This window comes from Marinobacter persicus, from assembly GCF_002934325.1.
Lineage (GTDB): Bacteria > Pseudomonadota > Gammaproteobacteria > Pseudomonadales > Oleiphilaceae > Marinobacter > Marinobacter persicus_A.
In genome coordinates this window covers 102,335-115,331 of record NZ_PTIV01000002.1, presented here as the reverse complement: position 1 = coordinate 115,331, position 12,997 = coordinate 102,335, and the positions used below count along the sequence as shown (strand labels likewise).

Genomic DNA, 12,997 nt, shown 5'->3' with positions numbered 1-12,997 from the left:
TTCCATGGTACCGTCGCCCCAGTACTTCCTCAACGCAAACTGAACCGCACCGGCAGGGCGTAGGTAAAGCTCTTGCCTCGCATGCTCTCCGGCACCCTGGGCAGGGGCGCGGCCTGGATCAGCATGTCCTGAGCGGCGTCATCGAGCAGGCGGTGGCCGGAGCTGTCCCGCAGGCTGTGGTTGAGCAGCGTGCCGTCACGGCTGAACTCGAAAACCACCACTGGAGTTCCTTGCTGACCCAGGCGGCGGGCGCGACGGGGGTAGTCGTAGTGGCGGGCCAGGTGGCGGCTGAGCTTGCTCAGGTAGCTGTCCACGTCCGAGGAATTGCCGGCGTTTTGTAGTTGCACGGCATTCTGGCTGTCGTCGGCCTCCGCTTCTTCACCGATCGGCTCCTCGGCAGGAGCCTGCTCAGCCGTCGTTTCAGTAACCTCGCTCTTCTCTGGTTGAGGCTGAGGTTCCGGCTCTGGTTCCGGTTTAGGCTCCGGCACGGTTTCAGGTTCTGGTACGGGGTCAGGCTCTGGTATAGGTTCAGGTTCTGGCGCGGGTTCCGGCTCTGGCTCAGGTTTCGGTGCTGGCTTGGGTCTCGGCTTTGGTGCGGGGGTCGGCGCCGGCTCTGGCTCAGGGGCCCGCTTGCCCGCCAGGCTGATCTTGATGGCCGGTGCGGTATTCACGGCATTGTCGCCGAGCACGGGCAACGTCATGGGCGTCTGTGGCGCCGCCCACACCAGTACCGTCGCGGCCAGGGCAACAGCCAATAGCAGAAAGAGCACCTTGGGGATATGACCGGCGGGTTTCATGATCCCGGCTCCGTCAGCAGCACCACCTCGGTATAGCCTCCCTGCTCCAGTAACCGGAGCAACGTTTCCAGATCGGCCATGGTCAGACCTTCATCCGCAGCAATCCTGAGGGAGGCGTCTTCGCCAGGCTCGTCGAGCGCCGCCAACAGGGTGTCGGCTTGCCGGGTTTTCCCATCGACCTGCCAAGTTCCATCGGCCCTGACCATCAAGTCCGCCTCCGGAGATCGTTCCTTCTCCAGTTGCGAGGTGCCGGGCAGTTCCGGCAGCGGATCATTGGCGAGCTGGCCGGCCACGATGAAGAACATCAACAGCAGGAACACCAGGTTGATCAGGGGCAGAAGGGCATCTTCAACACGGTCCAGCAGGCCCTTGCCGGAAGTGCCGGGAGGTGGAACCAGTTCGTTCATGAGTCGTCGGGGTCGCGTTTCCAGTGGGCCTGAATGCCGTTACTGTCCAGGGCGCTTAATGTCTGAGTGAAGCTGGCCAGCCTGGCCTGGGCTGCGGCACGAATGTTGGCTTCGGTAATTCCGGCATTGGCCAGGGCGGGGATGAGTTGGTCCAGGGTGTAGTCGTTCCCCTGCCAGAGCACTGTGCCGTTGGCATTAATGACCAGCTCCGGCAGCGGCTCGCCGGTGGCTGTGCCGCGACTGTCGGTATTGTTCCCCAGCTCCAGGTAGTCCACCGGCAGCAGGCGGGTGGTGAGCATGAAGAACACCAGCAGGATAAACACCACGTCAATCAGGGGTGTTATCCGGATAGGCATGGGGCGGCTGGGTCTGGGATCAACCAGTTGCATGGGCGTATCGCGCGCCGTTGCCGAGGGCGTAGTCTGCAGCAGGTTCGGCAGTCTTCTCGCGGGCTGGCTGTTCCGGTTCGACGGATTTCTCGGTAACTGGAGTGGCCAACGGTGTTACGTTGAACACACTCACCAGCGCGCTGTTGATGTTCTTGTGAATCCGGCGCAGGCGAAATTCAATCCAGGCCGCCAGGGCTGCAAAAGGAATGGCAACCACCAGGCCAGCGGCGGTGGTCGCCAGGGCCTCATAGATGCCGCCGCTGAGCTGGCTGGCGTTGGCGCGGCCCTCGGTGGCGGCCATGGCGCTGAACGCTTCCATCATGCCCATTACGGTACCGAGCAGCCCCAGCAACGGCGCCAGGGCGGCAATGACTTCGATGATTTTCAGCGGCGCCTCGAACGGCTCCAGGGCGTTTTGGGCATCACGTACGGCGGTTTCCCGCACTGCGGCAATGTTGGAGCCTTGTTGGCAGGCGCTCATGGTGTCGGTCAGAAGATGCATCAACGGATTGGTGCGGCCCAACAGGCCGGCTTTCTGCTGGACATCCCGGGGCCGGGCGCTGGCCGGGTCCGCCTGCCACTGGTTGAGCAGGTGACGCAATCGGCGGTTGAAGCGTGGAGTATAAAACGTGCCGAAGAGCATCAGGTAAAAAAAAGTGACCAGACCGACGGCTGCTAACGCAATGAGCACCATCATCACCGGGCCGCCCATTTCAACCAGTTGAGACAGTGGTCCCGAGGGCAAGAGGGATTCTGACGCCGCGCTTATGGAATTCATGGCTTTGCAACACCTGATTATCGAAACGTGATCTAAATAGTAACGATTATCAGTAAAATTGCAAGCCGGAAGTTTGCTCGGTCGGCTGGTTTAACTCACCAGTCCCGAGGACATGGCCGCCTGCCAGAGCAAGCGCAATGCGAGCAGGGTCAGGGCAATGTTGAACACCCAACTGAACCAGCGGTTGCTCATGGTTTTGAGCAGATGCAGGCCGATCCAGGTGCCGGCAAAGCCGCAGGCAATCATGGCCAGAATGAAGGGCAACCACTCGGTAAAAACGAAGCCGGCGACGGTGAACACCAGAGCTTTGGGCGCATGCTGCAACACCATGGCGGTGGCAAACGTGGCCACGGTGCGGAACCGGTCGGTGTGGATCTGTTTGATAAAGGCGGCCACCAACGGACCGGTGGCTCCAACGAACAGGCTGATAAAGCTGGTGAAGGATGAAGCTAGGAAGATGCCAGGCTTGCCGAAGGAAGCCTTGGGCAGCTTGGGGCCCCAGCACAGGTAGAGCACAAACAGGGCAATGGTGAGCTGCCACAGATATTCCGGCAGGTCCACCAGCAGCCAGGCGCCCAGAGCCGCACCCACGAGCACGCCCGGGGCGAAGGCGGCAATGACGCTCCAGTCGATATGGCGGCGCGTAAGCGTGGCCCGCCCGGCGTTGGAGCCCAGTTGGATCATGCCGTGCACCGGAATGATGGCGGCGGGTGGCATCCAGGTGGCCATCAGCACCAGCAATAGAACACCGCCACCGGCGCCCAGGGTGGCGGTGATCATGGAGGTAAGGGCTGAAGCCAGTAACAGAAAGATGCCCACGGTCGGGCCGAGGGCATCCGGGAAAAACATCAGGTCCATGGAACTCCCCGGGACAATCACGTAGGCTGCCGAGTTTTCCGGTTTTGGTCCTGAATGTCCATTGGGCAAATGGCGCAGGGGTTGTGATCCGTGCCGATCAACTCCACGTTTATCTTTCCAGGGGGAACAGGCTATGCTGTGGGTGTGGGAACCCGGTTCCCCGCGACCCAGATGGCATCGAGGAGGCGAGCATCTTATGAACCAATCGATGGCAATCGACGATCTGGTATCCGTAGCCCAGGCTGAGGCCATGGGCGAGCTGGATGCCCCGATGATGGCAATAGTACTCTCCGACGAGGAGAGCTACGACCTGCCCATTAACTCCCTTGAAAGCGATGCCGACAAGGCCCGCTGGGGCCTTATCCTGCGCGCTGCCCGCGAGCACGTGGAAGCCGATGCCGTGGCGGTGCTCTACCCGGCCTGGACCACCATTCGCCGCAAACCGGAGAAAGACCAGCCAGCCCAGGCCGCTGAAGCCGAAGTTCAGGAAGACGACGCGGACGATGATGGCGGGCCCATCGACACCCTGTTTGTCCAGCTGCACACCCGAGACCGGATCTACTGGCGTGGATTTGAGCAGATTCGTGATCCCCGGCACCGCCGTATTATCGGCTTTCGCCGCATCAAGGCGCTGTCCACCGATTATGATCGTGACAACGCGCCGTCTGTTACCGCCTGGCTGGATACCCTGTTTGAACCCTTACCGAACGAGGGTGAGGAAACTGAGGTGGATCGGGAACTGACCGATCTGCTGGAGGAGCCGGAAGTGACGGCTGCGCTGTACCCGAGGCACATGCGCTCCCTGCACTGAGGTATTAGCCGGGCCCTGATGTCAGCGAACGGACATCAGGGTCAGGCACAGTTGGGCATTCTGGATGAAGTGGGCAAACGCGTCTTCCTGCTCTTTGGAAGGCACGTAGCCAGCCGCTGCGTTGTCGGCGTAGAACAGGCCCACCAGCCGGCCCTTGGCCGTCAGTGACCCGACCAGGGCCGGAACCTTCCCCAGCCATCGGTCATAGGGCACGCCACTCGCCTGCCTGCCCGGTGTATAAACAGCGCTGATGCCATGGGGGAGCAGTTCACCCAACGGGCCGGTGCTGTCCTTGTTGATGACAAAATGCTCCCGCCATTTCTCCGTGCCACGACCACCTACCTTGCGCGGCACCAGTTGCTGGCCGCTGCGGTCGGTCATCAGCAGGCCGACCCGCTGCATGCCAATGGCCCGGTGAATGCCTTCGATCACCAATTGGCAGACTTCGTTGATGTCTGGTTTTTCGGCTAGGGTCTGGGTGAGTTCGCGCAGAATTTCCAGTTGCAGGTCCGAGTCCACCGCCGGCGCCTCCATGGCCTGTTCCGATGCCTTGTCCTGATTGCCGGGCATGAGCTCGGTCACTTGCGGAATGCCAAGCGACACCGCCACCCTTGTGGCTTCCTGGGCATTGGCTTTGAGCTGATCCCGGATGGCAGCGGGCGGCGCTCCCACATCCTTGCTCAGGCGCTCCAGGATTTTGTCCATTTCCGCGCCGCTCCAGCCATTCTCGGAGGCGCGGGCCATGTCCACGGTGTTTCGCACCAGGCTGCTGGCCTTGGACGTGGCGGTGCCTGGCGCCACCACTTCCTTGATGAAGGGGCCGAGGGCCCAGGCTTCCACCAGCCCGCGGGTGATTTCAGTGAACGTGGTGTGCAGGACCGCCCGCTGAGCCTCGCCTGATGGCTCCTCCAGACGAAGGCGTTCCTCCAGCTCAGCAGCCTGTTCCGTGTCGCAGGACCAGAACGCCAGTTCCCCGATGTTCATCAGCAAGGCGCCAATAAAGACCTCTTCGAGCGCCTGCTCCTTGGTGCTTGGTAGCAGGCATCGGGCCTGCACCGCGCCGTGGATCGCCCGGGCCAGGCAGCGCAACAGGTGCGGCCGGTCATTGCGTTTGAGCATGGAGTCGACAATCAGCGAAGAAATCGCCATCGACTTCACCGAATCGAACCCGATCAGGGTGATGGCCCGGCTGACCGTGCTCACCTGGGTGCTGGCGCGGTTGTAAAACACCGTATTGGAGAGCCGAAGCACCTGGGAAGTAAGCTGGGCATCGTTCAGGATAACGTTCGCCAATTCATTGACCGTGCTGTTCAGGCTTTCGGTCAGTTCATTGATCTGGCGAAGCGTGTTGGCCAGTACCGGCAGCTCCACTTTGCTTAAATAGGAAACCCACGCCTGGGTGGAGTTCATCCTTGGGGCAGTCGTTTCAGACGGTCTGGTCACTGGTGCGTGCGCCTCGATAAATAATCGGTGGATGGCATTGAATCACTGAGTTTAGCCGACCCTGATTGTTCCGGTCAGTTAGCCGTTAGTGTACGGACAACTACACAGGCCTGCATGGCCCGGGTGATTCGGGTTTGAGTGACAAATAGGCTATAATCGCGCGTTTTAACGGCGCACCTGCAAGGCACTGATCGTGATTGTATTTGACCAGGTACAGAAGTCGTACCAGGTGGGCGGCCGGGCGATCCCCGCGCTGCATCCCACCAGTATGACCATCGACACCGGCGAAGTCTTTGGCATCGTCGGCCACTCCGGGGCGGGCAAATCCACCCTGGTGCGATTGATCAACATGTTAGAGCCGACCACTGACGGCCGCATCCTGATCGACAACGAAGACATTACCCGCTACAACGCCGCCGAACTGCGGGCGTTTCGCCGCAAAGTGGGCATGATCTTCCAGCACTTCAACCTGTTGTCCTCCAAGACCGTGGCCGACAACATCGCCTTCCCCATGAAGCTGGCGGGCATCTACTCCAAGACCGAGATTCGTGAACGGGTGGAAGAACTGTTGGCCCGGGTCAGCCTGAGCGACCATGCCAACAAATATCCCTCCCAGTTGTCGGGTGGTCAGAAGCAGCGCGTCGGCATTGCCCGTGCCCTGGCCTGCCGCCCGACCATATTGCTCTGTGACGAAGCCACCAGCGCCCTGGACCCGCAAACCACCCAGTCGGTGCTGAAGCTGCTGGCGGACATCAACAAGGAACTGGGCCTGACCATCGTGCTGATCACCCACGAAATGGACGTGGTGCGCCGTGTCTGTGACCGAGTGGCCGTGATGGACGCCGGCGAAGTAGTGGAAATGGGCCCGGTGAGCGAAGTCTTCCTGCACCCGCAACACCCCACCACCCGGGATTTTGTGTTTGAAAGCGAAAGCATTGACCGTGACGAGCTCCAGGAAGACCTGCAAAAAGCCAAAGGCCGCATCCTGCGCCTGACCTTCAAGGGCGAATCCACCTACAAGCCGCTGTTGGGCAGCGTGGCCCGGGAATCCGGCGTGGATTTCAGCATCCTGTCCGGTCGCATCGACCACATCAAGGACACCCCCTACGGCCAGCTGACCCTGTCGCTGGTGGGCGGTGATCTGGACGTTGCCATGCAGGCGCTCGAAGCCGCCGAAGTTCACGTGGAGGTGTTGCGCTGATGAAAGGTTTACTGAGTAACGTCGACTGGTTCGAAATCGGCCTGGCCAGCTGGGACACCCTGGTGATGGTGGGCATGTCCCTGCTGTTCAGCGTGATCATCGGCCTGCCCGTGGGCGTGCTGCTGTTCCTGTTTGGCAAGCGCCAGCTGCTGGAACAACCGGTGGCCTACGCCGTACTCTCGTTTGTGGTGAACGTGCTGCGCTCCGTTCCGTTCATCATCCTGTTGATCGTAATGATCCCGTTCACCGTCATGCTGATCGGCACTTCGCTGGGCGTGGCCGGTGCGATTCCGCCCCTGGTGGCTGGCGGTGCGCCCTTCTTCGCCCGCCTGGTGGAAACTTCCCTGCGGGAAGTGGACCGAGGCATTATCGAAGCCACCCAGGCCATGGGCGCCACAGTTCGCCAGATCGTCTTCGGTGCCTTGCTGCCGGAAGCGCTTCCGGGCATTATCGCGGGTATCACGGTCACCGCGATCACGCTGGTGTCCTATGCTGCAATGTCCGGCGTTATCGGCGGTGGCGGCCTGGGTGACCTGGCCATTCGCTTTGGTTACCAGCGTTTCCAGACGGATGTGATGGTGATTACCGTCGCTTTGCTGGTGATTTTCGTGCAAGTATTGCAAATGATTGGTGACCGCCTGGTTTTATACTTTAGCCGGCGCTAACTCCAAATCAGTGCTCCCTTGCGGGACCTCCTCCAGAAACTGTCGAGGGCCATGGATGGCCCGAGTCAAGCCCACATGGATGTGCTTGTCGGCGTGTTTCTGGAGGAGGTCCCGCAAGGGAGTGCGTCTGGTGTAATGAATTCTCAGAACAACAGGAGCACAGAATAATGAACTTCAAGAAAACCCTGGTAGCCGTGGCTGCCGCCGCAACTTTCTTTTCTTCCGCAGCCCTGGCGGAAAAACTGTCGGTAGCGGCTACCCCGGTTCCCCATGCGGAGATCCTGGAATTTGTGAAGCCGACCCTGGCCGAGCAGGGTGTTGAACTGGATGTCAAAGTTTTCACTGACTACATCCAGCCGAACATCCAGGTCAGCCAGAAGCGCATGGACGCCAACTTCTTCCAGCACCAGCCGTACCTGGATGAGTTTAACGAAGGCCGTGGCACCAACCTGGTGACTGTTGCCGGCGTTCACATCGAGCCGTTTGGCGCCTACTCCAACCGCATCTCCTCCCTGGACGAGCTGGAAGAAGGCGCGGTCGTGGCCATCCCCAACGACCCGACCAACGGTGGGCGTGCCCTGCTGCTGCTCCAGAAAGCGGGCCTGATCACCCTCGAAGACGAAAGCAAGATCACCGCCACCCCGCGTGATATTGCCGAAAACCCGAAAGACCTGGAGTTCAAAGAGCTGGAAGCGGCCACCCTGCCGCGTATCCTCGGCCAGGTGGACCTGGCGCTGATCAACACTAACTACGCGCTGGAAGCTGGCCTCAATCCGACAGAGGATGCGCTGCTTATCGAGGGTTCGGATTCACCTTATGTCAATATCCTGGTGGCCCGTCCGGACAACAAGGACAGCGAAGCCATGCAGAAGCTGGCCGATGCCCTGCAGTCCGAGGAAGTGAAGAACTTCATCCTCGAAAACTACGAAGGGGCCGTGGTACCGGCGTTCTAAGCCGGGCTTCTCTCGGCGGGCATGGGTTTGCCCGCCAGCCATAAAAAAAACCGGGCCGCCTAAGCAGCCCGGTTTTTTTATGCCTTAAGGCAGGGGTGGATCAGTCACCGCTCCAGTTGGACGTCGGATCCGGCGTCATGCGCAGGTAGGACTTCACGGCTTTGTAGCCTTTCGGGAAGCGCTGCTTGATCTCGTCCTCGTCCTGCAGGGACGGAACAATCACAACATCACCACCACGTTCCCAGTTGCCTGGGGTGGCCACCTTGTGCTCGTCGGTCATTTGCAGGGAGTCGATTACGCGCAGTACTTCGTTGAAGTTGCGGCCCGTGGACGCCGGGTAAGTAATGATCAGGCGGATCTTCTTGTTCGGATCAATGATGAACAGCGAACGCACGGTCAGGGTGCTGTCGGCATTCGGGTGAATCATGTCGTACAGCTTGGAGACCTTGCCATCCTCGTCGGCAATGATCGGGAAGTTAACCGCGCAACCCTGGGTCTCGTTGATGTCCTTGATCCAGTCTTTGTGGGATTCCACCGGGTCCACGCTCAGGGCAATGGCCTTGACGTTACGCTTCTCGAACTCGTCCTTCAGCTTCGCGGTCAGACCCAGCTCCGTGGTGCAGACCGGAGTGAAATCCGCCGGGTGGGAGAAGAGTACGCCCCAGCCGTCGCCCAGCCAGTCGTGGAAGTGGATGGTGCCCTCGCTGGATTCCTGTTCGAAATCCGGTGCGGTATCGCCTAAGCGCAGACTCATAGTGATTCTCCTTTACCTTGATGGAGGTGCTGAATGTGAAAATCTCTTTTTTGAACCGCTCTTTGTGATATTGGCGCTCCTAGCTCGGAAAACAAGTGTTTACCGGCCAGTAGCCTTTTCTTTATCAAAATACGCCCGACTGAGTTTGAAGACCACCGGGCTGAGCAGCAACAGTGCAATCAGGTTGGGGAGCGCCATCATGGCGTTCAGGGTGTCTGCCACCAGCCAGATGAACCCCAGGTTGACCGTGGCGCCCACCGGAATGGCGGCGATCCAGACCACCCGATATGGCACGATGGCTTTGGGGCCGAACAGGAACTCGATGCAGCGCTCGCCGTAGAAGGACCATCCCAGAATGGTGGTGAAGGCAAAAATGGCCAGGGAAATGGCGACGATGTAATTGCCAAAGCCGGGCAGGCCGGATTCAAACGCCAGCGAGGTGAGTGCGGCCCCTGTTTCGCCTGAGGTCCAGGCGCCGGAGGTGATAATCACCAGGCCGGTGATGCTGCACACGATGATAGTGTCGATGAAGGTGCCCAGCATGGCCACCATGCCCTGCTTTACCGGGTCTTTGGTCTGGGCCACGGCGTGTGCAATAGGTGCAGAGCCCAGGCCCGCTTCGTTGGAGAAGATGCCCCGGGCCACGCCAAAACGAATGGCAGCCCAGACTGCTGCGCCGGCAAAACCGCCCTCGGCAGCCGACCCGCTGAACGCTGAGCTGAAAACCGTGGCGATGGCGGATGGAATTTCGTTGGCATTGATGGCAAGCACAATCAGGCCAATCAAGACGTAGGAAACGGCCATGAATGGCACGAGTGCGCTGGCTACCTGGCCAATGCGGCGAATGCCACCAATCAGCACCATGCCCACCAGCACCATCAGGATCAGGCCGGTGACCCAGTGCGGCAGGCCGAAGTTGGTTTCCAGCACGTCCGCCACCGAGTTGGCCTGTACCGTGTTGCCAATGCCAAAGGCCGCGACGGCCGCAAAAATAGCAAACAGCACGCCCAGCCAGGCCCACTTGTTGCCCAGGCCGTTGCGGATGTAATACATGGGACCGCCAACATGCTTGCCACGCTCATCCACCTCACGGAAGCGAACCGCCAGTACCGCTTCGGAATACTTGGTGGCCATGCCCACCAGGGCGGTCAGCCACATCCAGAACAGGGCGCCCGGGCCGCCCAGGAACACCGCCGTGGCCACGCCGGCGATGTTGCCCGTGCCCACGGTCGCGGAAAGGGCTGTCATCAGCGCCTGGAAGGGTGGAATTTCGCCCTCGTCTGCTTCTCCACGGGCACGGCCGCTCCACATCAACCGGAAGCCGGCGCCCAGCTTCAGCACGGGCATCAGTTTCAGGCCAATACTCAGGAACAGGCCGACCCCAAGGATCATTACCAGCATGGGCGGACCCCATACCAGGCCGTTGACTGTGCTTACAAAATCGGAAATGGCTTCCATGGAATCTCCCCGGTGTGCCATGGATGGTGATTGATAGCCTAAACTATGGAGTCTAGCGGGAAATACGGTCATGTAAACCGTTAGCGTCCTGTCTGGCAAAGGAATTGCGAGACAGGCATCAGGAGCGGGGTTTTAGGAGCGGAATCCCCAAAGCATGCTGAAGTCCATGGAAGGCATGGTCTCGGGTTCTTCCGGTTCCCGGATCATGTAGTCCATCAGGCTGGTGTCGCGCTCGAAGGTGCCGTTGTAACGGTGGCCCCGGGGATTGAAGATGGCCTGCACAAAAGGTCCGCGGGATTTGTTGGCCCGGCGGGTGACCACGCCCACTTCGTTATTGTCCAGCCGGACCAGCACACCGGGTGGGTAGTAGCCCAACACGTCCAGCAGGGCACGGGGAATGGCCGGACGGAATTTGCCATCGGCCAGGGTGGACACCATTTTCCGGGCTTCGATGATATCCATACGGGTGCGATAGGCCCGCTTGGTGATCATGGCCACGTAGCGCTCGGCCAGGGCCAGGATTTCAGCTTCCGGCAGGATGTCGGAGCCGCTGAGGTTTTCCGGGTAGCCCGAGCCGTCCGAATATTCGTGGTGTTGGGCAATGATCTTGTGCAGAAGCTTGTTGGTGATGCCGGCGGCTTCCAGTGCCCGGATACTGCGGTCCGGGTGCTTTTGAATTACCTCGCGTTGCTCACGGCTGAGAATGATGTTGGAGGAGTTCAGCTTGTCCGCCACCGGGACCAGCGCCAGGTTGGCGCTGAGGGCGGCGGCGGTCAGAATGCGGGTACGTTTGTTGTCCAGCCCGAATTGCCGTGCGATGAACTGGCACAGAATGCCATAGAACAGGATCTGTTCATGGATGTTGGGGTTCACCGAGTACAGGTGCACCAGTGCCAGCGTGGCGTCCGGTGCTTCCACGCAGGTGCGCTCCAGCATCCGGCTCAGGCCCAGCAGGCGCTTTTCCGCCGACTCCTCCCGGGAGGTAATGGCGTTAATGGTGGTTTCCAGGGTGATCAGTAATTCGGCATAGTCCGCGAACGGATTGCGCTTACGGTTGTCCTGGAATTCCTCTTCCTGGGGTAGGTCAATCTTGCGTGGCTTGAAACGTCCCCGCTCGAACAGGTGCTCCAGTTGGCTGTTTGTCTGGATCACATAACCCTGGCGCAACAGCACATTGCCGTCTGCGTCATAGACGTCCCACGGCAGAGGCCGACCGATAACGAGTGCCCCTGGGGCTATTCTTACGAGTGAAGCCAACGCGTTGTCCTTGGTGCTCAAAACCCTGGATGGTGTCTTGTTTTTAACTTATGGGTAACCGGAGATAATAGTGAAATCCGCCGGCGGTTGCATGTCGGAGTATGTCGTGTTTGCCGATAGAATTGTTAAGAATCGTATCTTGCTAAAGATGAATGTCCAACGTTGGTCTAAGCTTGGGGCAAACAATAAGACTATCGTCCTAAGCGACACATCATGTTATACCGGTTGAAGAACGATTTCCGTTTATCAATTATCACCTTGCTGGGTGTCAGCGCGGTGTTCGGCGTGACGCCTTTTGCGATCCTGCGCTTTATACAGGGCAATTCCGTGGCCTTCGTGGTCGATCTTCTGATCCTCGCTGGCGTGGCGGTGTCGGTGAACCATGCCTGGCAAACCGGCGACACACGCCGGGCCGGCCTTTTGATGGCCTGTGTGGCCAGCTATGGGGCCGTCCTGGTAGGCGTCCTGGTGGGCGACCCGGGGCTGTTCTGGCTTTACCCTTGCCTGGTGACAACCTTCTTCCTGACACACCCCCGGATGGCCCTGGCCATCAACGTATCGGCGGTGCTTCTGATGATGCTGGTCAGCGATGCGTTCCGCAGCCACGAACAGATGTGGTCATTTGCAGTGGCCGCCGCCGTGGTGACCGCCAGCGCCCATGTTTTTGCCTATCGTAACCGCAGTCAGCGGCGCAGGCTTGAGCACCTGGCCACCATCGATCCACTGACCGGCGTGAAGAATCGCCGCTCCATGGATTATGAGCTGGATATGGCGGTTGCAACTGCTGAACGTACCGGCAAACCGCAGACACTGGTATTGCTGGACATCGATCACTTCAAGAAGATCAACGACCAGTACGGGCACGTGTTGGGTGATGACATTCTGGTTGACCTGGTCACCCTGATCGACAGCCACACCCGGAAATACGATCAGCTCTTCCGGTTCGGCGGCGAGGAGTTCGTGCTGCTGCTCCCCGACGTTGGCGGTGAAGATCTGGATACCGTGATGACTGAGCTCCAGCGACTCTTGCGTCGGCGCCTGAAATGCCCTGATGGCGCTGTGACCATATCCTACGGCGTGGCCACATTGCAGCCGGGTGAAAGCATGGAAAGCTGGCTGACCCGGGCCGATGATGCCCTCTATCAGGCCAAAGAAGGCGGCCGTGATCGCATCGTGTATGCCGATGGCCCGCCCATCGCTGCCATGCCAGCCAGCGCCTGATTGGG

14 protein-coding genes are annotated in these 12,997 nt (G+C 59.9%); 5 read left to right on the top strand and 9 right to left on the bottom strand.

Features of this window, described 5'->3' with window-relative positions; all coding sequences use genetic code 11:
- Positions 1–29: 29 nt before the first annotated feature.
- From BY454_RS01690 to BY454_RS01670, 5 genes are all read right to left on the bottom strand, one after another.
- On the bottom strand, positions 30–797 hold the full coding sequence (locus BY454_RS01690) for an energy transducer TonB (protein WP_104414896.1): 768 nt from the start codon (positions 795–797) through the stop codon (positions 30–32).
- Entirely contained in the window at positions 794–1,204 is a 411-nt protein-coding gene (locus BY454_RS01685) for an ExbD/TolR family protein (RefSeq protein WP_104414895.1), read from the bottom strand. Before BY454_RS01685 ends, BY454_RS01690 begins: the two co-directional genes overlap by 4 nt.
- The gene (locus BY454_RS01680; protein ID WP_104414894.1) at positions 1,201–1,593 is read right to left on the bottom strand and encodes an ExbD/TolR family protein; all 393 of its coding nucleotides are present in this window, start codon (positions 1,591–1,593) and stop codon (positions 1,201–1,203) included. The genes BY454_RS01685 and BY454_RS01680 overlap by 4 nt, the downstream gene beginning before the upstream one ends.
- On the bottom strand, positions 1,580–2,371 hold the full coding sequence (locus BY454_RS01675; RefSeq protein WP_104414893.1) for a MotA/TolQ/ExbB proton channel family protein: 792 nt from the start codon (positions 2,369–2,371) through the stop codon (positions 1,580–1,582). Before BY454_RS01675 ends, BY454_RS01680 begins: the two co-directional genes overlap by 14 nt.
- 90 nt (positions 2,372–2,461) lie before the next feature.
- Positions 2,462–3,229 (bottom strand): sulfite exporter TauE/SafE family protein, encoded by a 768-nt coding sequence (locus BY454_RS01670; RefSeq protein ID WP_104414892.1) that lies wholly within the window; start codon positions 3,227–3,229, stop codon positions 2,462–2,464.
- Between the two features lie 196 nt (positions 3,230–3,425).
- On the opposite strand from BY454_RS01670, the gene BY454_RS01665 reads away from it, so the two are divergent.
- Positions 3,426–4,040 (top strand): hypothetical protein, encoded by a 615-nt coding sequence (locus BY454_RS01665; protein ID WP_104414891.1) that lies wholly within the window; start codon positions 3,426–3,428, stop codon positions 4,038–4,040.
- 21 nt (positions 4,041–4,061) lie between these two features.
- Here the strand turns inward: BY454_RS01665 and BY454_RS01660 are convergent, their stop codons facing one another.
- Positions 4,062–5,450, bottom strand: a complete 1,389-nt coding sequence (locus BY454_RS01660; protein WP_104414890.1) for an HDOD domain-containing protein — start codon at positions 5,448–5,450, stop codon at positions 4,062–4,064.
- A gap of 226 nt (positions 5,451–5,676) precedes the next feature.
- Between BY454_RS01660 and BY454_RS01655 the strand changes: the two genes are divergently transcribed.
- The 3 genes from BY454_RS01655 to BY454_RS01645 all read left to right on the top strand — a co-directional run bounded on the left by BY454_RS01655 (position 5,677) and on the right by BY454_RS01645 (position 8,302).
- Positions 5,677–6,684, top strand: a complete 1,008-nt coding sequence (locus BY454_RS01655; RefSeq protein WP_104414889.1) for a methionine ABC transporter ATP-binding protein — start codon at positions 5,677–5,679, stop codon at positions 6,682–6,684.
- Positions 6,684–7,349 carry a methionine ABC transporter permease gene (locus BY454_RS01650; protein WP_104414888.1) on the top strand — a complete coding sequence of 222 codons (666 nt, stop codon included), beginning with the start codon at positions 6,684–6,686 and terminating at the stop codon, positions 7,347–7,349. Before BY454_RS01655 ends, BY454_RS01650 begins: the two co-directional genes overlap by 1 nt.
- A 167-nt stretch (positions 7,350–7,516) precedes the next feature.
- Positions 7,517–8,302, top strand: a complete 786-nt coding sequence (locus BY454_RS01645; RefSeq protein ID WP_104414887.1) for a MetQ/NlpA family ABC transporter substrate-binding protein — start codon at positions 7,517–7,519, stop codon at positions 8,300–8,302.
- Between the two features lie 100 nt (positions 8,303–8,402).
- Here BY454_RS01645 and BY454_RS01640 read toward each other — a convergent pair whose 3' ends face one another.
- The 3 genes from BY454_RS01640 to BY454_RS01630 form a co-directional block, all read right to left on the bottom strand.
- Complete coding sequence (locus tag BY454_RS01640; RefSeq protein ID WP_104414886.1) at positions 8,403–9,056, bottom strand: peroxiredoxin; 654 nt, start codon at positions 9,054–9,056, stop codon at positions 8,403–8,405.
- Positions 9,057–9,155: 99 nt separating this feature from the next.
- Entirely contained in the window at positions 9,156–10,514 is a 1,359-nt protein-coding gene (locus BY454_RS01635; protein ID WP_104414885.1) for an alanine/glycine:cation symporter family protein, read from the bottom strand.
- Positions 10,515–10,646: 132 nt separating this feature from the next.
- Positions 10,647–11,771 (bottom strand): HD-GYP domain-containing protein, encoded by a 1,125-nt coding sequence (locus BY454_RS01630; protein ID WP_104414884.1) that lies wholly within the window; start codon positions 11,769–11,771, stop codon positions 10,647–10,649.
- 213 nt (positions 11,772–11,984) lie between these two features.
- On the opposite strand from BY454_RS01630, the gene BY454_RS01625 reads away from it, so the two are divergent.
- A complete protein-coding gene (locus BY454_RS01625) occupies positions 11,985–12,992 on the top strand; it encodes a GGDEF domain-containing protein (protein ID WP_104414883.1) in 1,008 nt (335 codons plus the stop codon).
- Positions 12,993–12,997: the final 5 nt, after the last annotated feature.